Origin of the sequence: Brachybacterium sillae, from assembly GCF_025028335.1 — a bacterium.
GTDB lineage: Bacteria > Actinomycetota > Actinomycetes > Actinomycetales > Dermabacteraceae > Brachybacterium > Brachybacterium sillae.
The window spans coordinates 2,232,020-2,253,164 of record NZ_JAFEUW010000001.1 but is presented as its reverse complement, the minus strand read 5'-3'; the positions used below and the strand labels follow the sequence as shown (position 1 = coordinate 2,253,164).

The window sequence follows — 21,145 nt, the reverse complement described above, 5'->3', positions numbered from 1 at the left end:
GCCTCCTTCCCCGATCATGCGTCTCTTCTGCTTGCCGCCGCGGCTCCTCGGCCGGGCGCGTTCCACCATAATGGACCACTGCGCGTCGCGGCGGCGGCGCGTCACCCTCGCCGCACGGGCGAAACCAGATGCAGTCGCTGAGGAGGTTCGCGTGGACGCGTCCCCACCGCAGATCGCCGAGGAGCAGGCCTACGTCGACGTGCTGTATGCGCGGCTCGACGACCTCACCGCCCAGGTCGGTGAGAAGCTACGGTCGGCGCAGGCGGCGCAGGACGCCTCCACCCATCAGAACCGCTCCGAACGCGACGCCTTCGTGGCGCTGTACGAGGACCGGCTGGCCTTGCTGCACTCGGTGGCCGACGGGGTGGTGTTCGGCCGGCTCGACACCGACGCCGGGGACAGCCACCACATCGGCCGGATCGGACTGTTCACCCGCGACCGCGACCAGCTGCTGGTGGACTGGCGGGCCCCCGCCGCCGCCGCGTTCTACCAGGCCACCGCCGCGGAACGCCAGGGGGTGCGACTGCGCCGCCACCTCATCACCCGCGGCCGGACGGTCGTCGGGCTCGAGGACGATGTGCTCGACCAGAGCCTGTTGACCGAGGGCGGTTCCGAGGAGACCCTGCAGGGCGAAGGGGCCCTCCTGGCGGCCGTGACCGCTCAGCGCACCGGCCGGATGGGTGACATCGTCGCGACCATCCAGGCCGAACAGGACCGCATCATCCGCTCCGACCATCGCGGAGTGATGGTGGTGCAGGGCGGCCCCGGCACCGGCAAGACCGCCGTGGCCCTGCATCGAGCCGCCTACCTGCTGTACACGCACCGACGTCGTCTGGAACACACGGGTGTGCTGATCGTGGCCCCCACCCACGGGTTCCTGCACTACATCGAGCGGGTGCTGCCGAGCCTCGGTGAGTCCGGTGTGGTGATGCTGACGCCCGGTGAGCTGTATCCCGGAATCCACGCCACGCGTCGTGACCGGGATGAGGTGGCGGTGATCAAGGGTGACCGCGGTATGGCCGATCTGCTGGCCCGCGCCGTGAAGGACCGCCAGCGGGCCCCGGAGGAGGACGTCCCACTGCGCATCGACGGCACCGAGCTGCTGCTGCGCCGGGAGGATGTGCGCGCGGCGATCCGGGAGGCCCGGGCGAGCCACCGCCCCCATAACGCCGCCCGGGCGGTGTTCGTGCGGGCGGCGCTGGACCGCCTGGTGGTCCAGTACGAACAGGCGCTGCAGGCCGCCGGTCACACCGTGGTGCCCGAGGACCGCCCTCAGCTTCTCCAGGACCTGCGCACCGAGCGGGAGGTACGGGTCGCGCTGAATCTGGCGTGGATGCCGTACACCCCGGAGTCGTTCCTGCGGATCCTGTTGGCCCATCCGGAGCGTCTGCGCGCTGCCGCGCCCCGCCACCTCCAGGGGGTGATCGCGCGCATCGCCCGACCGAAGGACTCCCCGTGGACCGTGGAGGATGCGCCCCTGCTGGACGAACTGGCGGAGCTGCTGGGTGAGGACGAGACCGCGCAGAAGGCCGAGGCCGACCGGGCCGCCGCCCGACGCGCCGCCGACGTCGCCTACGCCCGCACCGTGCTGGAGAACATCGACACCTCGGGGATCGTCCGGGCGGAGGACCTGGCCGATCGCATGACCACCGTGCGCGATGGCCGCACCCTGGCCGAGCGCGCCGCTGCCGACAGGTCCTGGACGTACGGCCACGTGGTGGTCGATGAGGCACAGGAGCACTCGGCGATGATGTGGCGCGCCCTCATGCGCCGCTGCCCGACGAAGTCCTTCACCGTGGTGGGTGATGTGGCGCAGACGAGTTCGGCGGCGGGCACCTCCTCCTGGCAGCGGGTGCTCGACCCGTACGTGGAGGATCGCCTGCACGTGGAGCGGTTGACGGTCAACTACCGCACCCCGCGCCGGCTGATGGACCGGGCGGTGGCGGTGGCCGAGGAGCTGGATCTGCCGGTCACCCCGGTGACCTCGGTGCGCGAGGGTGAGCATGAGCTGGAGAGCATCGCCTGTGCAGCGTCGGACCTGGCGGGGCGCACCGCCGACCGGGTGCGGCAGCTGCTCAGGCAGGATGCGGGCCGGATCGCGGTGATCGCCGACGAGGAGGCGGTGCCCACCCTGGCGGACGCGATCCGGGCGGCCGCTCCCACGGCCCGGGTGGGTCTGGGAAGCGCCGGTGTGGACGATGTGGTGGCGGTGATGACGCCGCACGAGGCGAAGGGCCTCGAGTTCGATGCGGTGCTGGTGGTGGAGCCGGCGGCTCTGCTGGAGCATCGCGGCGGGGCCGGTGACCTGTACGTGGCCCTGACCCGTGCGACCTCGCAGCTGGTGGTGTTGCACAGCCGGGAGATCCCGACCGCCCTGCGCTCCGACGCGCAGTGATCAGCCCTGGCCGATCGTCGGCGGGTCGCCACCGGGGCCGGCCGATCGCGGGGCGCACCCCCGCCCCGGAATGAGGAGAGCGGCGGCCGTGGCTTCCCCTCCACGACCGCCGCTCGCGGTGTGCGCGCGAGGCGCACGCGTCACATCATAAGGGCTCGGCGGGGCTGCTCCGACCACCTGCCAGACCTCACCCGGCGGGGCCTGTGGTGTCAGGCGTCGGCGGTGGGATCGGTGGCCTCGCGACGCAGGGCGTCGATGGCGCTCTCGAAGTCCTCCAGCGAGTCGAAATCCTGGTAGACGCTGGCGAATCGCAGGTACGCGACCTGGTCCAGGTCCTTCAGCGGCTGCAGGATCGCGAGGCCCACGTCATGGGCGTCGACCTCGGCCTGGCCGCTCTGTCGCACTGCCTCCTCCACGCGCTGCGCGAGCACGGCGAGCTGGTCATCGGTGACGGGGCGCCCCTGGCAGGCCTTGCGGACACCGCTGATGACCTTGGCGCGACTGAAGGGCTCGCTCACCCCGGAACGCTTGACCACGGACAGCGAGGCGGTCTCCACGGTGGAGAACCGGCGTTGGCAGGCGGGACACTGCCGACGTCGCCGGATGGACGCGCCATCGTCCGCGGTGCGGGAGTCGATGACGCGCGAATCAGGGTTGCGGCAGAAAGGGCAGTGCACCTCACCAGATTACCGGCGCCCCCGGACCCCCACCTCGTGGATCCGATTCTTCCCGATCAGTGACCGGCGTCCTCGGCCACGGGCAGCTCCAGGGTCTGCCCGGCGGTGAGACGGGCGGTGGGCAGGTTGTTCAGCTGCTGGACCTCGTGGACGAACTGCGAGGCGGTCATGCCCTCCGGGGCGTACTCCTCGGCGTAGGCCCACAGAGTGTCCCCGGCCTCGACCTGCACGACAAGGGTGTCGGCACCCCCGCCGGCGATCGCCGCGCCCGGGCCGACGCCCAGCACCAGGGCCGCGATGGCGAGGACCATCGCCGCGACGGCCGGCAGAGTCATGAGCAGGCGGGCACGCCGCGTGGGCACCAGGTGCGTCGGGGCGGCGGGGCCGCGGCCCCCACGCAGAGCGGGGACGATCGCGGGCTGGGCGGCAAGAGTGCTCATGGTCCGAACTCCTGTTCGATCGAATACGTGTACGACTGTAGGCCCGCGACCCGCGACACGCAAGAGAATCCTCGAACAGATGTTTGGATGCTCGGTCCGGGCCGCCTATGGTGGCCATGTCCGCATCCGATCAGCACCCCCCGACAAACGAACGGCGCGCCCCTGCCGGGCCGCAGGAGGACAGCGATGACCCCGCACGAGGACACCGAGACCCCGGCCGCCGGGCTGACCCCGAGGCAGCAGCGCGTGCTGGAGACGATCCGGGAGGCGGTCGCCCAGCGTGGTTACCCCCCGACGATCCGGGAGATCGGTGACGCCGTCGGCCTCACCTCCCCGTCGTCGGTGGCGCATCAGCTGGCGGCACTGGAGCGCAAGGGGTATCTGCGGCGCGATCCGAAGCGCCCCCGGGCCCTGGAGCTGGTCCCCACCGATGAGGGCGGCGATCCGCAGGGCCCGGCCCCGGAGGAGACCTGGCCCTCCTCCCCGTCGGTGTCCGTCCCGCTGGTGGGTCGCATCGCCGCGGGGGTGCCGATCATCGCCCAGGAGCAGGTGGAGGACGTCTTCACCCTGCCGGAGGCGATCGTCGGCGGAGGCGATCTGTTCCTGTTGCGCGTGGTGGGTGATTCGATGGTCGACGCCGCGATCTGCGATGGGGACTGGGTGGTCGTACGCCAGCAGAAGGTCGCGGAGAAGGGTGAGATCGTCGCCGCGATGATCGACGGCGAGGCGACCGTGAAGACCTATGTGCGCCGCGACGGTCACGTGTGGCTGATGCCGCACAACCCGGCCTTCGCTCCGATCCTCGGTGATGAGGCGGAGATCCTGGGCAAGGTCGTGGCGGTGCTGCGCGCCATCTGACCTCTCGCAGGAGCGGTCGCGCCCACCCCCTCGTCAGAGGCGCGGCCGACAGCCCGAGGTTCAGGCGCCGCCCGTGAGCACCAGTCGGCGGGGCATCAGAGGGGTCCTGCTGACCGGCCAGGCAGCGGGAGGACGAGCGGGCGTGAGGGAGCCCAGGATCTGCGTGCTCCGTGCTCCCGTCAGCGCCCCGGTTCCGTCGGCACCGGGCAGGACGCCGGGCAGACCGTGGGCGGTGCACCAGCCGATGACGGCCATCAGCACAGCCTCTTTCGCGTCTGCGGGCACCCCGAGGTCGGAGGCGTCGCGCAGGGTGATGCCGCGCTCCCCCAGCAGCTGCGCCAGTCGCGCGCGCAGCACCGGATTGCGCATACCCCCACCGGATCCGACCACCCGCTCCACGGGGTATGCACTCACCGCGTCACGGACGGTCCGGGCGGTGAGCTCCACCAGCGTGGCGAGCAGGTCCGGCAGGTCGACGTCGGCGAGCGCCCCGGCCCGCTGTGCCACATAGTCCCCCGTGAAATACTCCCGCCCGGTCGACCGGGGGAACGGGCGGCGGTAGAACGGATCGGCCAGCAGTGCCTGCAGCAGGTCGTCATGGATCCTGCCGCGGGCTGCGAGACGACCGTCCACGTCGCAGGTGTCGCGACCGGTGGTTGCCTCGGCGACGGCCGCATCCATCAGGGCGTTCGCCGGGCCGACGTCCCCACCGGTGATCCCACCCGCGACCCCGACGATCGTGATGTTCGAGATGCCCCCGAGGTTGAGCGCCGCCGTGGGGCAGTCCCCGAACAGCAGGGAGTCCAGCAGCGGCGCCAGCGGCGCGCCCTGACCCCCGGCGGCGATATCGGCGGAGCGCAGATCGGACAGCACCGGGACGCCGGTGGCGGCGTGGATGCGGTGCGGGTCGCCGATCTGCAGGGATCCGCCGACGGTGCCGTCCTCCCGCACCCAGTGGTGCAGCGTCTGCCCGTGGGAGACGACGAGCTGCACGTCCAGCCCCGGCCGCGCGCCGTGATGCGCGAGGAAGCCGGCGGCCGCACGACCGAGACCCTCCCCCACGGCGGCATGCAGCCGGTTCCATTCGGCAACGCCGCTGCGTCGTGGCGGGAGCATCTGCAGCATGTCCCGTCGAATGCCGGGATCCCAGGCGGTCTCCCCGGTGGCGAGCAGCTCGCCATGCAGCAGTGATGGGTCGTCGGTGTCGGGCCGGAAGCGGACCAGAGCCAGATCGATCGCATCCACACTGGTCCCGGACATCAGCCCGAGGACGGTGAACGGCGTCGGGGCGGCCGCCGGTCCCTCGGGAGCGAATCCTCCGCCCACAGCCACCTCCGCATACCGTCTGCGCACCGTCAGGGAAGTTTACTTCCCTCACCGATGTCGCCGGGGAATCCTTTTCCCTCCGGGCGGCTCGGCGACTCAGCGGTCTGCGGCCCCGGTCTGGGCGGCCAGGCGTCGCAGGGCGGCGAGGGCCACCTCGGGGTCGGCGGTGGGCCACAGCGGCGGCATGGCCGCGCGCAGGAACCCGCCGTAGCGGGCCGTCGCCAGGCGCGGATCCAGCACCGCGACCATCCCCCGGTCGCCGGCCGAGCGGATCAATCGTCCGGAGCCCTGCGCCAACAGCAGGGCCGCATGCTGCGCGGAGACGCTCATGAACCCGTTGCCACCGCGCTGCGCGATGCGTTCCTGGCGGGCGGCGGTCAGCGGGTCGTCAGGTCGGGGGAACGGGATCCGGTCGATCACCACCAGACGGCTGGTCATACCCTGCACGTCCACGCCCTGCCACAGGGTGAGGGTCCCAAACAGGGAGCTGCGGGCATCGGCCTGGAACTCCCGCACCAGGTTCGACATCGAGTCCTCCCCCTGCACCCCCAGCGGCAGGTCGAGGCGGGCGCGGACATGATCAGCAGCGACCTCCGCGGCCCGGCGGGAGGAGAACAGACACAGGGCGCCTCCCTCAGAGGCGTCGATCAGCTCGGTCAGGTGGTCGAGCATCGCCGGGGAGGGCCCCTCGCGTCCGGGCTGCGGCAGATGCCGGGCGATGTACAGGATGCCCTGGCGTCGGTAGTCGAAGGGGCTGCCCACGTCGAGCCCGGCCCAGGCGGACCGGTCGACCCGACGCTGCGGCGCCTCGGGGTCGACCCGGTCGGCGGCCCGCAGGCCGACGGCACCGGCGGGCAGTTCGAACCGGCCGCCGACGGCGAGGGTCGCGCTGGTCATGACCACGGTGCGGGCCTCGAGGATGCGCGAGCGCATGGCGAGGGCCACCGACAGCGGCGCCACCAGCAGCATGCTGCGGCCGGTCTGCTCCGCATGGCTGATCGAAACAACGTCGTCCTCGTCGGGCCGGGAGATGCGCTCGCACACATCGATGATCTCCTGCAGGTTCGCCCGGACGGCCTTGCGGGCGCCGGCGGTGGCGCCCGCGGCATGGTCGCCGGCGTCCTTGGCATCGGTGTGGGCGGTGCGGGCGGCGGTGCGGGCCAGTTCGACGGCATCGCGCAGCCGCGGCCCGATCTCCCCGATCACGCGGCCGTCGGGAAGTTCCTCGAGGGCCCCGCGCAGCGCATCCTCGGCATCGTCCAGGCCGGTGGCCACGACCCCGAGGGCCCGCAGGTCCCGCACGGCGGTGCGCAGCATCCCCGGGGACAGCATCTCGGTGACCGCGCCGGTGACCCGGTCGGTGAGGTCATGGGCCTCGTCGAACACCACAGCATCGTGCTCGGGAAGGATGCCGTGCCCGTCGAAGGCGTCGATGGCCAGCAGGGCGTGGTTGGTGACGATGAGGTCCGCCTGGCGGGCGAGGGCGCGGTTGCGCTCGGCGAAGCAGGATTCGACCATCGGGCAGGTCTGCCCCAGGCAGTGGGCACCGGAGACGGACACCTGCCGCCACGCTCGGTCGGAGACCGGGGAGGTGAGGTCATCGCGGTCGCCGGTGTCGGTGGTCTCGGCCCACTCGCGCAGACGGCGCACCTGGTCACCGAGGCGTTCGGAGCTCTCTCCCCGGGGGTCCACGGAGGCCTCGGCGAACAGAGCGCCCGGGGCCAGATCCTCCGGGTAGCCGCCGTCCAGTTTGTGACGGCACACGTAGTTGGCGCGGCCCTTCAGCAGCATGTAGGTGGGAGTCCGCGGAAGCAGTGGCGCGAGAGCCGCAACGATCCGCGGCAGGTCCTTCGTCACGATCTGCGACTGCAGGGCGATGGTGGCGGTGGACACGACCACCGGGCGGCCACTGGTGACGGCCCGGCGCAGCGCCGGCACCAGGTAGGCAAGGGACTTGCCGGTGCCGGTCCCGGCCTGCACCAGAAGGTGCCGTTCCTCCTCCATCGCGGTGCCGACGGCATGCGCCATCGCGCTCTGCCCCTCACGGGGGCTCCCGCCGACGGCCCGCACCGCCGCCTCCATGAGGACGGTCAGGTCGGGCGGGTCCTGGGCAGCGGGCACCGATCCAGGGTAGTCGCGGGCGGTGCTGTTCAGGCGGCGGCGCGCAGTTCCGCGGCGAGGGCCTCGTCGACGCGGGCGTGCAGGCGGGTGCCCTCCTCCAGGTGCTCCTCGGCGAGGACCTCGCCGGTGGAGTGGGCTCGGGAGATGAGGTCCCCGCGGGTGTAGGGCACCACCAGGTCGACCTCGACCGCCGGCCGGGGCAGACGCTCGGCGATCAGCTGCCGCAGCTCCTCGATGCCCTCGCCGGTGCGCGCGGAGACCACCACGGAATCGCCCACCTGGCTACGGACCCGGGCGATGGTCTCGGGCTCGGCGATGTCGGCCTTGTTGAGCACGACGATCTCCGGCACGTCGAAGCCGTCGATGTCGGCCAGGACGGTGCGGACCGCGCGGATCTGGCCCTCCGGGTCGGGGTGCGAGGCGTCGACCACGTGCAGCAGCAGGTCGGCGTCTCCCACCTCCTCGAGGGTGGAACGGAACGCTTCCACCAGCTCCGTCGGCAGGGAGCGGACGAAGCCGACGGTGTCGGCGTAGGTGAATTCGCGACCGTCGGGTGTCTGCGCGCGGCGCACCGTCGGATCCAGGGTGGCGAACAGGGCGTTCTCCACCAGCACCCCGGCACCGGTGAGACGGTTCAGCAGGGAGGACTTCCCGGCGTTGGTGTACCCGGCGATGGCCACGGCGGGAACCTCCCGACGCTTGCGGTCGGCACGCTTCGCCTCCCGGGCGGGCTTCATCTCCGCGATCTCGCGGCGCAGCTTCGCCATGCGGGTGCGGATCCGGCGACGATCCAGCTCGATCTTCGTCTCACCGGGACCGCGGGAGCCCATGCCGGCGCCACCGGCGGCCACGCGACCACCGGCCTGGCGGGACATCGACTCACCCCAGCCGCGCAGACGCGGCAGCAGGTACTCCAGCTGGGCCAGCTCCACCTGCGCCTTGCCCTCACGGGACTTCGCGTGCTGCGCGAAGATATCGAGGATCAGGGCGGTGCGGTCGATGACCTTCACCTTCACCACGTCCTCGAGGGCGCGGCGCTGGCTGGGGGCGAGCTCACCGTCGGCGATGACGGTGTCCGCGCCGACCTCCGCCACGATCTCCGCGAGCTCCTGCGCCTTGCCGCGGCCCAGGAAGGTGGAGGGATCCGGATGGTTGCGGCGCTGCATGACCCCATCGAGCACCTGCGATCCGGCGGTCTCGGCCAGCGCCGCCAGCTCCCGCAGGGAGTTCTCGGCGTCCTCGACATTGCCGCTGGTGAACAGGCCCGCCAGCACCACACGTTCGAGCCGCAGCTGCCGGTACTCGACCTCGGTGATGTCCTCGAGTTCGGTGGACAGACCGGCGACGCGCCGCAGGGCGTGACGGTCGGCGAGGTCCAGCTGGTCACCGTCGGTGTCAGACGTGTACGTCACGGAGGAGACGGACGCGTCACCGCGGGAGAGGATCCGTTCGGTCAGCGGGTCGCGCCGACGGGTGGTGCTGCCCTCCGTCTCCTGTGCAGCGGTCCCGTCGACGTCGGTGTCGGGTTCGGGATCAGGATGGAAGGCGATCGGCACGCGGGGCTCTCCTGGGGTCGGGTGACAGGGCTCCGGCGGAGGGGGTCCGGCGGATGCGTGCTCCCGAGTCTCCCACGCGGCCGCCCGCGGCACACCGGTTTTATCGCCAACAGCACCCCGCCGGGCCGCCCGTATCCTGAGCCGGTGACCGAGCACTACTTCTCCCCCACCCCCTCCACCGACGACGCGCGGCGACCGTTGCGGGTGGTGCTCGCGGGGCAGGAGCGGGAGCTCGTCTCGGCCCGTTCGGTGTTCAGCGGCGACCGGCTGGACAAGGCCACCGCGGTGCTGCTGGACCGACTGGATCTGCTGCCGTCCCTGCCACCGGGGGCGACGGTGCTGGACCTCGGCTGCGGGTGGGGGCCGATCGCTCTGACGGCGGCGCTGCGTCACCCCGCCGCGCAGGTGTGGGCGGTGGATGTCTCCGAGCGCGCTCGCGAGCTCACCAGGGAGAACGCCCGCCGGCTGGGACTGCCGAACCTCCACGTCGCCTCCCCGCAGGAGGTGCCGGGGGATCTGCGCCTGGACGCGATCTGGTCGAACCCCCCGATCCGCATCGGGAAGGATGCCCTGCACGCCCTGCTGCTGGAGTGGATCGGGCGACTGCATCCGTCAGGCTGGGCCGCGCTGGTGGTGGGGCGGAATCTCGGCGCCGACCCGCTGGCGGCCTGGTTGGACGGGCAGCTGCCGCAGCGGACGGTCACGAAGCTCGCCAGCGCCAAGGGGTTTCGCGTGCTGCAGGTGGGGCCCGTCACGCAGTCGGCGCCGGGCGGAGACCTCAGATGAGCTCGCCGTCGGCGACGAGCGCCGCGGGCCCGGTGAGGGTGAGTTCCCCCTGAGGGGTCCACCCGACGGTGAGCGTTCCGCCGGGCACGTCGACCCGCCAGTCGGCGCCGCTGGTGTCCCCGGCGCGGCGGGCCGCGGCGGCGGCCACCGCCGCGACACCGGTGCCGCAGGACCGGGTCTCCCCCACACCCCGCTCCACGACCCGCATCGCCACATGTCTCGGGCCGCGCTCGCTGACGACCTCGATGTTGGTGCCGCCCTCGGGAGCGGGGGTCAGGTCCAGGCGGCGGCTCAGGTCCAATCGCTCCAGCGGCACCGGCTCCGGCAGGAACGCGACGGCGTGCGGGTTGCCCATGTCGACGTCGACGGTCTCGACGGCGATCGCCGGGACGCCGTCCCCGTCGAGGGCGACCTCCCGCGGGGTGTCCCCGAACCGGGCGGGCCCCATGCCGACCCGCACGATCCACTCGGCGTGCCCGCTCCTGGGACGCTGCAGGATCTCGATGGTGCGCACCCCGGCGCGGGTCCAGATCGGGAAGGCGCCCTCCGGGGCGAGGCCGGCCCGGTCCAGGTAGGCGGCGAACACCCGCACGCCGTTGCCGCACATCTGGGCGAGGGAGCCGTCGGCGTTGCGGTAGTCCATGAACCACTCGGGGGCGTCGGCGGGAGCGTCGATCCCGGCGGCGCGGGTGCGGACCACCCGGATCACGCCGTCGCCGCCGATGCCGGCGCGCCGATCGGCAAGGGTCCGCACGGTCTGCTCGTCGAGATCCAGCTGCCCGTCGACGTCCTCGACCAGCACGAAGTCGTTCTCGGTGCCGTGGCCCTTGGTGAAGCGCCGCAGAGGCGACGTCCTCCCGGTCCGGTCGGTGGGCAGTGGGGTGGTGCCACGCTGGTCGGTGCGGGCGGTGGGGGTGCTGTGCTCGACGGGGATGCTCATGGGCGCGAGCCTACGCGGCGCGGTGCTCAGTGGCGGGTGCCGCAGGCGGGGCCGCCGTCGGCACCCAGGGTGCACGAGCCGCACCCGCCGGTGGGGCAGGCGGAGGCCATGACGGCCCGGTCGATGCGGCCCATCCGCTCGAGGTGATCGAGCGAGGCCTCCACCGTGGACAACGACAGTCCGCTGGTGCGGGCGATCGCCGCCGGGGTGGTGGACCCGTGCCGCAGGGCGTCGGTGACCTTCGCGAGCGGGCCGGTGGGGCGACGGGTGGGGATTCCGAGAGTCACGGTCTGCATCACAGCACCACCTTCAGCGTCTGGAAGACGAGCACCGCGAGCAGCCAGGCGGTGCTCAGCTGGATCGCGACACCGGCGGCCGTCCACCGCAGGCCGATCTCGCGTTTCTGCGCGGCCAGGGTCGCCACGCACGGGGTGTAGGCGAGGAGGAAGACCATGAACGCCCACACGGCGGCAGTGGGATGCCCGCCGGAGCTCTGCTCGAACGTGGCGCGCAGAGCCTGCCCCAGGGCACTGCGGCCCTGGTCGGCGGCGGCCAGGCCGCTGGGGTCCTCGAGGGAGTAGGTCTGCGCCCAGGAGGAGATCACCGCCTCCTTGGCGACGAACCCGGTGACCAGGGCACCGGTGGTGCGCCAGTCGGCGAAGCCCGCGAGGGTGAACACCGGGGCGATCACCCCGGCGAGGGCGCCGTACAGCGACAGTTCCGGCGGCACCTGCCCGATGGCATACCCGGGGGCGGCGGGGATCGCCTGCAGCAGGAACACCACCGTGACGGTCGCGACGATGATGCCGCTGGCAGTGCGGAGGAACGCCCGCACCCGCACCCACGTGGCCTGCAGGATCAGCCGCGGCACCGGCACCTGGTAGGCGGGTAGGTCCAGCACCAGCGGTGAGGCGCCCATGCGCCGCCACAGAGTGCGCCGCATCAGCAGGCCCACCAGCACCACCAGCGCCACGGAGATCACGTACATCGCGAACACCACGGTGCCGGCGTTGCGGGGGAAGAAGACGCTGGCGATCATCACGTACACCGTAAGGCGGGCGCTGCACGAGGTGAAGGGGATCAGCAGGGCGGTCATCAGCCGCTGCCGGGCGTCGCCGAGCACGCGGGTCGCGGCGATCGCCGGCACGTTGCAGCCGAATCCGACGATCAGCGGCAGGAACGCCTTGCCCGGCAGGCCGAGGGCGCGCATCAGCCGGTCGGCGACGACGGCGGCACGGGCCATGTATCCGGAGTCCTCCAGCAGAGACAGCAGCAGGAACATGATCGCCATCAGCGGCACGAAGGTCAGCAGCATGCCGACACCACCGATGAGGCCGACGACGATCAGGCCGCTCACCAGGGGATGGTCCAGGTGCAGGACCGACAGCAGCCGGCTCGCTCCCGCGGAGACTGGGCCGGCGACCAGGACATCCAGGCCGTCCTGCAGGGGCGCGGCGACGGTGGTGGTGATCTGGAAGACCAGCCACATCGTCGCCAGGAAGATCAGCGGACCGGCGACGGGGTGCAGCAGCACGGCATCGGCCCGGTCGGAGGCGGAGCGACCGGTCGGGGCGGCGTAGGTGACGGCGGGCTCCAGGGCGGCGTCGATCATCGCGAAGCGCTCATCGGCGCGGGCGAAGTCGTCGGCGTCGGCGGGGAGGTCGACCGGCCGCGGCACGTGCGCGCAGTGATCCTCGAGGGCGGCGTCCACCGCGGCGGCGAGCTCGCCGATGCCGGTGCGGCGGCGCGGGTCGACGACGACCACGCGGCACCCGAGGCCCTCGGCGAGGCGCGCGGGGTCGACGGTGGTGCCGCGGCGTGCCGCGACATCGGTCATGGTCAGCGCGACGACGACGGGGGTGGGCAGTTCCCGCACCTGGGCGGCGAGGTAGAGGCTGCGGGCGAGGTTCGCGGCGTCGGCGGTGACGACCACCGCATCGGGCCGCTCCGCGAGGGGTTTGTCGACGAGCAGCTCGCGGGTGAGGGCCTCATCCGGGGTTTGCGGGTCCAGGGAGTAGGCGCCGGGGAAGTCGATGATGTCGAAGGTGCGGTGGGTGCCGTCACCCAGGTCCGCGTTCCAGGTGCCGCGGCCGATCTCCACGCTGGTGCCGGGCCAGTTCCCGACGGTGCGGCGGGCACCGGTGAGGGCGTTGAACAGGGTGGACTTGCCCACGTTCGGAGCACCGACGAAGGCGATGACGGGCGAGCCCTCCGGGGCGGAGCGCCCGGTGGCATCCCCGTGGCAGGACGGGGCGTCGAGGGTCTTGGGCATGGCGGCGCGGCCGGTCAGGCCAGTCGCTGCTGGAGCAGCAGGCATGCGCAGGTGCTGCGGTCCAGAGCGATGCGGCTGCCGCGCACGTCGACGATCATGCCGCCACCGGGGGTGCGCTGCAGGGGCCGCACACAGGAGCCGCAGCGCAGGCCGAGCTCGGCCAGGCGGCGGCGCAGAGCGTCATCGGCGGCGGGGGCATCGAGGACGACCTCGTCGCGGAGAGGTGCACTGAGCAGGGTGTCCGCGGTCATGCGGACACAGTAAGGCATGCCTCACCTCACCGGGAAGACTGATGAACTCCAGGTGTTGCGAAATACCGGGGTGGCGCGGACCTGGGTGAGCAGGTCGTCGGTGGCCGTCGGACCCTCCCCGTGGGCGGTGAGCCAGTGGATGCGGCGGTCGCGACGGAACCAGGTGTCCTGGCGGCGCACCAGCCGGCGGGTGCCGGTGATGGTGGAGGTGACCGCGTCCTCGAGGGTGAGGCGGTCGTCGAGGACATCGATCATCTGGGCGTACCCGATGGCACGGCGGGCGGTCAGTCCCCGATCGAGTCCCTGCTCGCGCAGCGCCCGCACCTCGTCGAGCAGGCCCTGGTCGATCATCCGGTGGACACGGCGTTCCACCCGCTCGTGGAGGTCTTCGCGGGGGCGGGTGACCCCCAGACGCACCGTGCCGGGCCAGTGGTCGGCGGGCTCCGGCAGCGATGCGGCGAAGGGCCGGCCGGTGATCTCTCCGACCTCGAGGGCGCGGACGATGCGGCGGGCGTCATGCACTCCGATCCGGGCGGCGGCTTCGGGGTCGCGGCGGGTGAGCTCCCGGTGCACGGCGGCGGGGCCGAGGTCGGCCACCTGCTGTTCCCACCGGGCGCGGATCTGCGGATCCGTGGGCGGGAACGCCAGGGCGTCGAGCACCGCCTGCAGGTAGAGCCCCGACCCGCCGACGAGGATCGGCACCCGCCCGGTCGAGCGGAGCTCGTCGATCAGGGCCCGGGCCCGCTGCTGATAGGCGGAGACACTGGCCTCCTCGGTGACATCGAGCACGTCGAGCAGATGGTGCGGCACCCCGTGACGTTCGGCCGGTGGGACCTTCGCGGTGCCGATGTCCATCCCCCGGTACAGCTGCAGGGCGTCAGCGTTGATCACCTCGCCGCCGAGTTCACGGGCCAGGGCGATGCCGAGGTCGGACTTGCCGGTGGCGGTGGCCCCCACCACGGCGACGACAGGCGGCGGGGAAGCGGGCATGGCCTGCACTGTACCGGCGCGGGTCGCCGGTCCCGGCGGATGCCCCGACGGGCGGGACGGCAGGTGTGGGGAGCCGGGTCTGCCCGCAGGTGAGCGTGCCGCGTCTCGCAGACACCCCCGACGCCGTCGCCGAGGGGTAGTGTTGCCCGGGCCGGTGACCACCGGTGGACCCATCCCTCGCCGTCTCATTTCTCGGAGGCACCGCCGTGCACGAGCAGGAACTCGCCGCTCCCGTCACGCTCCAGCGCGTGGCCGATTGTCTGCGGCAGCACGGTTTCGCGTTCGTGGAGGACGCCGACCACCCCGACGTCCTGCGGGCCCGTTTCGATGACTACCGCTTCCAGTTCGCGGTGGTGGGCGAGGGGGCAGCGTTGCAGACCCGGGGCCGTTGGAACCACTCTCTGGACATCTCCCGGAAGGTCGAGATGCTCAAGGTCTGCAACGAGTGGAACATGAACCGCATCTGGCCGAAGGTGTACGTCCGCCGGGAGAGTGAATCCAGCGTCGGGCTGTACGGCGAGGTCGCGGCCGACATGCAGGCCGGGGTGACCGACAAGCAGCTGGATCGCGCCATCGAATGCGGCCTGACCACGGTGATCGCGTTCTTCCACGAGGTGGAGGAGCGCCTGGGCGCCGAGGTCGCCGAGCTCGGCGACTGAGACCGACCTCGCCCGCCGGCCGACCCGCAGGCGGACCGCGCCACCGATCAGGGCCCCGCTCGGCACGAGCCGACCGGCCCCTCGCTCGAGCGGCGGTTCAGCCGCGACGCAGCGTCGGGATCCCCAGCGTGACCGGTCCGCCCGCCCCGGCACCGCCATGCCCGGTACCGCAGGCTGCGAGCTCCTCGGCCCCGTAGGGCTCCCCCGCTTCGCGAGCCGCCCAGGCGTCCCCGGATCGGGTGCGGCGCACGGCGAAACGACCACCGGGCTGCAGGGCGCTGTCGGCCAGCAGGTAGTGCGGGGCCGAGCGCGTGACCCGCACGGTCACCATGTCCCCCGGGCGGGGTCGGTCGTCGGCCCCCAGGCCCGCAGGCAGGGAGAAGTGCACCAGGCGGTTGTCGCGGGCGCGGCCGGAGAGCCGGTGGGTCTCGGCGTCCCGGTCCCCCTCGCCCTCGGCGACGAGCACCTCGACCTCCGTGCCCTCGAGTTTCTGATTCTCCTCCAGGGTGATGCGCTCCTGCAGGGCGATCAGACGCTCGTAGCGCTCCTGCACGACCTCCTTGGGCACCTGGTCCTCCATGGTCGCGGCGGGCGTGCCGGGACGGATGGAGTACTGGAAGGTGAAGGCGCTGGAGAAGCGGGAGGCCTCGACGACCTCGAGGGTGCGACGGAAATCGTCCTCGGTCTCCCCGGGGAAGCCGACGATGATGTCGGTGGTGATCGCCGCCTCGGGGATGCGGGCACGCACCCGGTCGAGGATGCCGAGGAACTTCGCCGACCGGTAGGAGCGGCGCATGCGGCGCAGCACCTCGTCGGAGCCGGACTGCAGGGGCATGTGCAGCTGCGGCATGACGTTCCAGGTCTCGGCCATCGCGTCGATCACGTCGTCGGTGAACATCGCCGGGTGCGGGCTGGTGAACCGCACCCGCTCGAGACCCTCGACGTCACCGCAGGCGCGCAGCAGCTTCGCGAAGGCCCCGCGGTCACCGAACTCCACACCGTAGGAGTTGACGTTCTGCCCGAGCAGGGTGACCTCCAGGGCGCCGGCGTCGACCACGTCGCGCACCTCGGCGAGGATCTCCCCGGGCCGGCGGTCGCGCTCTTTCCCGCGCAGCGATGGCACGATGCAGAAGGTGCAGGTGTTGTTGCAGCCGACGCTGATCGATACCCACGCCGCGTACACGGATTCGCGGCGGGTGGGCAGGGTGGAGGGGAACACCTCGAGGGATTCGAGGATCTCCACCTGGGCCTCGGCGTTATGCCGGGCACGGTCCAGGAGGGTCGGCAGGGAGCCGATGTTGTGGGTGCCGAAGACGACATCCACCCAGGGGGCGCGGTCGACGATGGTGGCGCGATCCTTCTGCGCCAGGCAGCCGCCGACGGCGATCTGCATGCCCGGGTTCGCGGTCTTGCCGGGGCGCAGCGCGCCCAGGTGCCCGTAGAGCTTGTTCGCGGCGTTCTCCCGCACCGCGCAGGTGTTGAACACGACCACGTCGACCTCTCCGGTGCGGGGGTCGGCGTCGGCGGGGGCGGCGACGAAACCGGCGTCCTCCAGCAGACCTGTGAGGCGCTCGGAGTCGTGGACGTTCATCTGGCAGCCGAAGGTGCGCACCTGGTAGGTGCCACGGGCGGCGTCGGGGGCAGCTGTGGTCATGGTGCTCCCAGGGTAGTCAGCGCGGCGGCGTCGCGGGGGCTCACTGCCCTGTGGCGGAGAGCATCTCCCCGGCGACGACGTGCTGCACGAGATCCGCGGGGTACCCGCGGCGACGCAGGTAGTCCGCGAGGCGGCGGGACACACGGGCCCGTTCGATGCAATCGCCGGCCGCGGCGCTGGCGGGGGTGATGCCCTGCCGGCGCAGCCGCTGCTGGGCGAGCTCCCGGCAGCGGGCCTCCTCCTGCACCGCGGCGGGACCGCCGCCCGCGGGGGCGAGGGCCTCGTCGATCAGGTCGGACGCCACGCCCCGGGCGCTGAGCTCCTGACGCAGGGCGTCGTCGGCCAGGCCCCGCAGTTCCCGTCGCTGCGTCACCCAGGCGCGGACGAAGGCGAGGTCGTCCACCAGCCCGGCCCGCTGCAGGCGGGCCATGACCTCGTGCTGGACATCGGCGGGCACCTCGCGGGCGGTGAGGCGCTCGCGCATCTCCCCCGCGCTGCGCGCCCGGGTGGACAGCAACCGCAGCAGGTAGCGACACTGGGCCACGACGTCTTTCTCCCGGGCCGCAGCCTCGGGGTCCGCAGGTGTCGCGGGGCGTTCCAGGATCTCGCGGGTGCGGGCGGCCAGGTCCTCCCTGACCGCCCGCTGCCGCGGGGTGTCGGCGGGTCGCCGGGACGCCACGGTCAGATGGTCGCCGGGACGTCCTCGTCGAGGAACTCGTCCTCTCCGAGGGCGTCGGCCGCATCACCCTGCGCGGGTGCCTTCTCCGCGAACTGGCCGACCCCGAGGGTGCTGAGGATCTTGTGCTCGATCTCGACAGCGAGGTCCGGGTTGTCCTTCAGGAACTGTCGGGCGTTCTCCTTGCCCTGACCCAGCTGGTCACCCTCGTAGGTGAACCACGCCCCGGACTTGCGGACGATGCCGTGCTCGACCCCGAGGTCGATCAGACCGCCCTCACGCGAGATGCCCTCGCCGTAGAGGATGTCGAACTCGGCCTGCTTGAAGGGCGGGGACATCTTGTTCTTGACGACCTTGACGCGGGTGCGGTTGCCCACGGAGTCCTGCCCCTGCTTGAGGGTCTCGATGCGGCGGATGTCCATGCGCACGGAGGCGTAGAACTTCAGGGCCTTGCCGCCGGTGGTGGTCTCCGGGCTGCCGAAGAACACGCCGATCTTCTCGCGCAGCTGGTTGATGAAGATGGCGGTGGTGCCGGAGGCCGACAGCGCGCCGGTGAGCTTGCGCAGCGCCTGCGACATGAGGCGGGCCTGCAGACCGACGTGGGAATCACCCATCTCGCCCTCGATCTCCGCCTTCGGCACCAGCGCAGCGACGGAGTCGATGACGATGACGTCGAGTGCACCGGAGCGCACCAGCATGTCGGCGATCTCGAGGGCCTGCTCACCGGTGTCGGGCTGGGAGACCAGCAGGGCGTCGGTGTCCACCCCGAGCTTCTTCGCGTACTCCGGGTCGAGCGCGTGCTCGGCGTCGATGAACGCGGCGATACCGCCGTTGCGCTGGGCGTTGGCGACCGCGTGCAGGGCGACGGTCGTCTTGCCGGAGGACTCCGGGCCGTAGATCTCCACGATGCGGCCGCGGGGCAGCCCGCCGATGCCGAGGGCGACATCCAGGGCGACCGAACCGGTGGGGATGACCTCGACCGGCGGGCGGGTGTCGTCGCCCAGACGCATGATCGAACCCTTGCCGAACTGGCGGTCGATCTGGGCGAGGGCGTTGTCGAGCGCGGCGGAGCGGTCGCCGCCGCCGGCGGGCGAGGAGTTCTTCGAGACGGGCATGTCCACTTCCTTCCGAGGGGCCGGGTCGACCGGCGCTGTGACGGTGCGGCCACACTAGGGGGAGGCCCCGACAGACGAACGAGCAACCGTGGCGGACTGTGCATGACCCTCCCCTGGGGAGGAACCACGGGCCGCCGCGGGCACCGACACGGCGATGCTAGCCGAACACGCGTTCGAACGACACCCTGTGTCGCGGCGTGTCGTGGCAGAGGCTGCGGGCAGGTCGCGCGCGGCGCAGCCGGAAGTGCGGATCCTCGAGTGCGGGGCCGACGAGCCGAGCAGCACCGGACCCCGTCAGAGGCGGCGGCCCCGCAGGTGCGGCGGGATCTCCCAGCGTCGGGACTCCGGCACGTCCAGTTCGTCGCACAGGGCGGTCCAGACCGCGCGGACGTCCTGGCCCTCGCTGAGGGCCTCCTGGGCGGTGCGGCCGCCGCAGGCGGTCAGCACGAGATCCTGCGCGTAGGTGCGCGCCAGGGACGGCCCGAACACGTGGTCGGCCAGGGTGCGGAACTCACTCAGACGCACCGGTGGGACTCCTCGTGGACGATGGATGGGCAGGGGCTCGGCGGTCCGATGTCCCCCGCCCGGCGTCAGTGCAGGCCGGCGAGCTCACCCTCGGTGAGGCTGTCGGGCACGGTGTCGGGGATGCTCACACCCTCGGCGACGGCGATGCGGTCGGCGACCTCCCGCAGGACGAAGGACAGCGGCAGGCCCAGCGCCTCGGTGACGCTGGCGAGCAGTTCGCTGGAGGCCTCCTTCTGGCCGCGCTCGATCTCACTGAGGTAGCCCAGCGAGACGCGCGCGTCCGCCGAGACCTGCCGGAGGGTGCGGCCCTGGGCCTGACGGGCGGTGCGCAGCACGTCGCCGAGCTCCTGACGCAGCAGGATCATGTGCGTGCCTCCCTTCGGGGACGTCGGGGCGGTGGTCGGGACCGCCGGGCTGCGGCGGCCGGTGCTCTGGTGCGCCGCCGGGGTGACGGGCCGGGCCGGTCGCGGCCAGGTCGTGGTCGCGCGCGGCGCGGCGCCGGGGCGGCGGCTGACAGCGGAGCGCCCGAGGGCACGGGACGCTGCCGCGGCGCGGGCGGTCGCCATCCGGTCGGTGGTCGCCGCCTCGGTTCGAGGCGTACGGGAGGAGGGCGTCGTCATCACAGTCACGCTCCCCTCAACGCCTCGGTCCGGCGGAATGTTCCCGACATCCTACGGGGACGCGTCTGAACCCTCGGGACGACCCGGCCCCGGGGAGGAACCACGCGGGGACTCCGGCGCGGCCCCGGGAGCGAGGCCGAGGCCCACGGCGAGCAGTTCGAGGGCGGCACGGACAGTGCCGGCGCGGACCGCGGATCGCTCCCCCGCCAGATGCAGCACGCGCTCGTCCCGCACCCCGTCGCGGTCGGCGAGCGCCAGGTGCACGGTCCCGGCGGGTACTGCGCGCTCGTCCGGTCCGGGTCCGGCCACCCCGGTGGTGGAGACGACCAGGTCGGCGTCGTACAGCCGCTGCGCCCCGAGGGCCATCTGGCGTGCGACGGAGGCGGTGACCGCGCCCGTGCGGTCGAGCTCCGCGGCGTCGACCCCCAGGATCCGGGCCTTCGCCGTGGACGCGTAACAGGCGGCGCCGCCGAGCACGCAGGCGCTGGCACCGGGCACATCGACCAGCCGCGCCACCACCGCCCCGGCGGTGAGGGACTCGGCGGTGGCGAGGGTCACCCCCCGGGCGATGGCCGACGTGATCACGGCCGTCGCGAGCGGGTCGACCCCGCCGGGTTCAGGCGCGGGGTGCATCGGTGCCGCGCGCGGCCAGTGCCTCGCGGCGCATCCGCAGGCCGTCCTGGACGTTCACCAGGCCCGACCACACGGTGAGGATCACCGCGATGAGCACCAGGGTCCAGCCGATCCAGCGGGCCGGGCCCCAGAGCAGCTCGAAGGGCAGCAGACAGAAGGTGATCGCCACGGACTGGAAAGCCGTCTTGAGCTTCCCGGCCCAGTTCGCCGGCAGTGCCCCGTACTTCAGGATCCCCATCCGCATCAGGGTGATGCCGAGCTCCCGCGCCAGGATCAGCACCGTCATCCACCAGGGGATGTACTCCCACACCGACAGCATGATGAAGGCGGCACCGGTGATGGCCTTGTCGGCGATCGAATCGACGATCTTCCCGAAGTCGGTGATCAGCCCGTACTTGCGGGCCAGACGGCCGTCGAGGAAGTCGGTGATCATCGCGGCGACGAACACCCCGGTGATCAGCAGGCGGCCGGGGACGGACCCCGCATACATCACCGCCAGCACCACGAACACCGGCACCATCACCAGGCGCAGCATGGTGAGGATGTTCGCGATGTTCCACAGCGGGACGGGCGCGGCCGCGTCCCCGGCGGGGGTCGGTCGCGCGGTGGCGCCGGACCCGTCATGCTCGATGCTCATGGCCTCTCCTCCGG

21 protein-coding genes are annotated in these 21,145 nt (G+C 72.3%); 4 read left to right on the top strand and 17 right to left on the bottom strand.

Features of this window, described 5'->3' with window-relative positions; all coding sequences use genetic code 11:
* The first annotated feature begins 151 nt into the window (after positions 1-151).
* Complete coding sequence (locus JSY14_RS10380) at positions 152-2,395, top strand: HelD family protein (RefSeq protein ID WP_259558904.1); 2,244 nt, start codon at positions 152-154, stop codon at positions 2,393-2,395.
* Between the two features lie 209 nt (positions 2,396-2,604).
* Here the strand turns inward: JSY14_RS10380 and nrdR are convergent, their stop codons facing one another.
* Positions 2,605-3,072, bottom strand: a complete 468-nt coding sequence (gene nrdR / locus JSY14_RS10375; protein ID WP_259558902.1) for a transcriptional regulator NrdR — start codon at positions 3,070-3,072, stop codon at positions 2,605-2,607.
* A gap of 56 nt (positions 3,073-3,128) precedes the next feature.
* Complete coding sequence (locus tag JSY14_RS10370; protein ID WP_259558901.1) at positions 3,129-3,512, bottom strand: LysM peptidoglycan-binding domain-containing protein; 384 nt, start codon at positions 3,510-3,512, stop codon at positions 3,129-3,131.
* 186 nt (positions 3,513-3,698) lie between these two features.
* On the opposite strand from JSY14_RS10370, the gene lexA reads away from it, so the two are divergent.
* Complete coding sequence (gene lexA, locus JSY14_RS10365; protein WP_259558898.1) at positions 3,699-4,370, top strand: transcriptional repressor LexA; 672 nt, start codon at positions 3,699-3,701, stop codon at positions 4,368-4,370.
* 60 nt (positions 4,371-4,430) lie between these two features.
* On the opposite strand, the gene JSY14_RS10360 is transcribed toward lexA, so the two are convergent.
* From JSY14_RS10360 to hflX, 3 genes are all read right to left on the bottom strand, one after another.
* Positions 4,431-5,696 carry an anhydro-N-acetylmuramic acid kinase gene (locus tag JSY14_RS10360; protein ID WP_259558897.1) on the bottom strand — a complete coding sequence of 422 codons (1,266 nt, stop codon included), beginning with the start codon at positions 5,694-5,696 and terminating at the stop codon, positions 4,431-4,433.
* Between the two features lie 96 nt (positions 5,697-5,792).
* Positions 5,793-7,778, bottom strand: a complete 1,986-nt coding sequence (locus JSY14_RS10355; RefSeq protein ID WP_259559664.1) for an ATP-dependent DNA helicase — start codon at positions 7,776-7,778, stop codon at positions 5,793-5,795.
* Between the two features lie 68 nt (positions 7,779-7,846).
* Positions 7,847-9,373, bottom strand: coding sequence for a GTPase HflX (gene hflX / locus JSY14_RS10350; RefSeq protein ID WP_259558889.1), 1,527 nt, complete (start codon positions 9,371-9,373; stop codon positions 7,847-7,849).
* Between the two features lie 144 nt (positions 9,374-9,517).
* Here hflX and JSY14_RS10345 point away from each other — a divergent pair, with 144 nt between their 5' ends.
* Entirely contained in the window at positions 9,518-10,159 is a 642-nt protein-coding gene (locus JSY14_RS10345; RefSeq protein WP_259558888.1) for a class I SAM-dependent methyltransferase, read from the top strand.
* On the opposite strand, the gene dapF is transcribed toward JSY14_RS10345, so the two are convergent.
* Genes dapF through miaA form a run of 5 tightly spaced genes read right to left on the bottom strand, consistent with a single transcriptional unit; the run spans position 10,152 to position 14,612 of the window.
* Positions 10,152-11,099, bottom strand: coding sequence for a diaminopimelate epimerase (dapF, locus tag JSY14_RS10340; protein ID WP_259558887.1), 948 nt, complete (start codon positions 11,097-11,099; stop codon positions 10,152-10,154). The two genes, JSY14_RS10345 and dapF, sit on opposite strands and share 8 nt — an antisense overlap.
* Positions 11,100-11,125: 26 nt before the next feature.
* On the bottom strand, positions 11,126-11,395 hold the full coding sequence (locus tag JSY14_RS10335) for a FeoC-like transcriptional regulator (protein WP_259558886.1): 270 nt from the start codon (positions 11,393-11,395) through the stop codon (positions 11,126-11,128).
* The gene (gene feoB / locus JSY14_RS10330) at positions 11,395-13,416 is read right to left on the bottom strand and encodes a ferrous iron transport protein B (RefSeq protein ID WP_259558885.1); all 2,022 of its coding nucleotides are present in this window, start codon (positions 13,414-13,416) and stop codon (positions 11,395-11,397) included. The genes JSY14_RS10335 and feoB overlap by 1 nt, the downstream gene beginning before the upstream one ends.
* Positions 13,386-13,622 carry a FeoA family protein gene (locus JSY14_RS10325; protein ID WP_259558884.1) on the bottom strand — a complete coding sequence of 79 codons (237 nt, stop codon included), beginning with the start codon at positions 13,620-13,622 and terminating at the stop codon, positions 13,386-13,388. The genes feoB and JSY14_RS10325 overlap by 31 nt, the downstream gene beginning before the upstream one ends.
* A gap of 21 nt (positions 13,623-13,643) precedes the next feature.
* The gene (gene miaA / locus JSY14_RS10320) at positions 13,644-14,612 is read right to left on the bottom strand and encodes a tRNA (adenosine(37)-N6)-dimethylallyltransferase MiaA (protein ID WP_259558883.1); all 969 of its coding nucleotides are present in this window, start codon (positions 14,610-14,612) and stop codon (positions 13,644-13,646) included.
* Between the two features lie 164 nt (positions 14,613-14,776).
* On the opposite strand from miaA, the gene JSY14_RS10315 reads away from it, so the two are divergent.
* Positions 14,777-15,271: a YbjN domain-containing protein gene (locus JSY14_RS10315; protein WP_259558882.1), complete on the top strand. Its 495-nt coding sequence runs from the start codon at positions 14,777-14,779 to the stop codon at positions 15,269-15,271.
* Between the two features lie 97 nt (positions 15,272-15,368).
* On the opposite strand, the gene miaB is transcribed toward JSY14_RS10315, so the two are convergent.
* The 7 genes from miaB to pgsA all read right to left on the bottom strand — a co-directional run bounded on the left by miaB (position 15,369) and on the right by pgsA (position 21,131).
* Positions 15,369-16,925: a tRNA (N6-isopentenyl adenosine(37)-C2)-methylthiotransferase MiaB gene (gene miaB / locus JSY14_RS10310; RefSeq protein ID WP_259558879.1), complete on the bottom strand. Its 1,557-nt coding sequence runs from the start codon at positions 16,923-16,925 to the stop codon at positions 15,369-15,371.
* Between the two features lie 40 nt (positions 16,926-16,965).
* Complete coding sequence (locus JSY14_RS10305) at positions 16,966-17,604, bottom strand: regulatory protein RecX (RefSeq protein ID WP_259558875.1); 639 nt, start codon at positions 17,602-17,604, stop codon at positions 16,966-16,968.
* A 2-nt stretch (positions 17,605-17,606) separates the two neighbouring features.
* Complete coding sequence (gene recA / locus JSY14_RS10300) at positions 17,607-18,716, bottom strand: recombinase RecA (protein WP_259558873.1); 1,110 nt, start codon at positions 18,714-18,716, stop codon at positions 17,607-17,609.
* A gap of 294 nt (positions 18,717-19,010) precedes the next feature.
* Positions 19,011-19,241 (bottom strand): DUF3046 domain-containing protein, encoded by a 231-nt coding sequence (locus JSY14_RS10295; protein ID WP_259558871.1) that lies wholly within the window; start codon positions 19,239-19,241, stop codon positions 19,011-19,013.
* A 65-nt stretch (positions 19,242-19,306) separates the two neighbouring features.
* On the bottom strand, positions 19,307-19,606 hold the full coding sequence (locus JSY14_RS10290) for a helix-turn-helix domain-containing protein (protein WP_259559662.1): 300 nt from the start codon (positions 19,604-19,606) through the stop codon (positions 19,307-19,309).
* Between the two features lie 306 nt (positions 19,607-19,912).
* Positions 19,913-20,494 (bottom strand): CinA family protein, encoded by a 582-nt coding sequence (locus JSY14_RS10285; RefSeq protein ID WP_259558869.1) that lies wholly within the window; start codon positions 20,492-20,494, stop codon positions 19,913-19,915.
* Positions 20,478-21,131: a CDP-diacylglycerol--glycerol-3-phosphate 3-phosphatidyltransferase gene (gene pgsA / locus JSY14_RS10280; RefSeq protein ID WP_259558865.1), complete on the bottom strand. Its 654-nt coding sequence runs from the start codon at positions 21,129-21,131 to the stop codon at positions 20,478-20,480. The genes JSY14_RS10285 and pgsA overlap by 17 nt, the downstream gene beginning before the upstream one ends.
* Positions 21,132-21,145: the final 14 nt, after the last annotated feature.

Bases quoted from the DNA above. Each gene is read 5' to 3' on its own strand.
- JSY14_RS10370 (WP_259558901.1), bottom strand. From the start codon at position 3,512: ATGAGCACTCTTGCCGCCCAGCCCGCGATCGTCCCCGCTCTGCGTGGG.
- lexA (WP_259558898.1), top strand. From the start codon at position 3,699: ATGACCCCGCACGAGGACACCGAGACCCCGGCCGCCGGGCTGACCCCG.
- JSY14_RS10355 (WP_259559664.1), bottom strand. From the start codon at position 7,778: ATGGAGGCGGCGGTGCGGGCCGTCGGCGGGAGCCCCCGTGAGGGGCAG.
- dapF (WP_259558887.1), bottom strand. From the start codon at position 11,099: ATGAGCATCCCCGTCGAGCACAGCACCCCCACCGCCCGCACCGACCAG.
- JSY14_RS10335 (WP_259558886.1), bottom strand. From the start codon at position 11,395: ATGCAGACCGTGACTCTCGGAATCCCCACCCGTCGCCCCACCGGCCCG.
- feoB (WP_259558885.1), bottom strand. From the start codon at position 13,416: ATGCCTGCTGCTCCAGCAGCGACTGGCCTGACCGGCCGCGCCGCCATG.
- JSY14_RS10325 (WP_259558884.1), bottom strand. From the start codon at position 13,622: ATGACCGCGGACACCCTGCTCAGTGCACCTCTCCGCGACGAGGTCGTC.
- miaA (WP_259558883.1), bottom strand. From the start codon at position 14,612: ATGCCCGCTTCCCCGCCGCCTGTCGTCGCCGTGGTGGGGGCCACCGCC.
- miaB (WP_259558879.1), bottom strand. From the start codon at position 16,925: ATGACCACAGCTGCCCCCGACGCCGCCCGTGGCACCTACCAGGTGCGC.
- recA (WP_259558873.1), bottom strand. From the start codon at position 18,716: ATGCCCGTCTCGAAGAACTCCTCGCCCGCCGGCGGCGGCGACCGCTCC.
- JSY14_RS10290 (WP_259559662.1), bottom strand. From the start codon at position 19,606: ATGATCCTGCTGCGTCAGGAGCTCGGCGACGTGCTGCGCACCGCCCGT.
- JSY14_RS10285 (WP_259558869.1), bottom strand. From the start codon at position 20,494: ATGCACCCCGCGCCTGAACCCGGCGGGGTCGACCCGCTCGCGACGGCC.
- pgsA (WP_259558865.1), bottom strand. From the start codon at position 21,131: ATGAGCATCGAGCATGACGGGTCCGGCGCCACCGCGCGACCGACCCCC.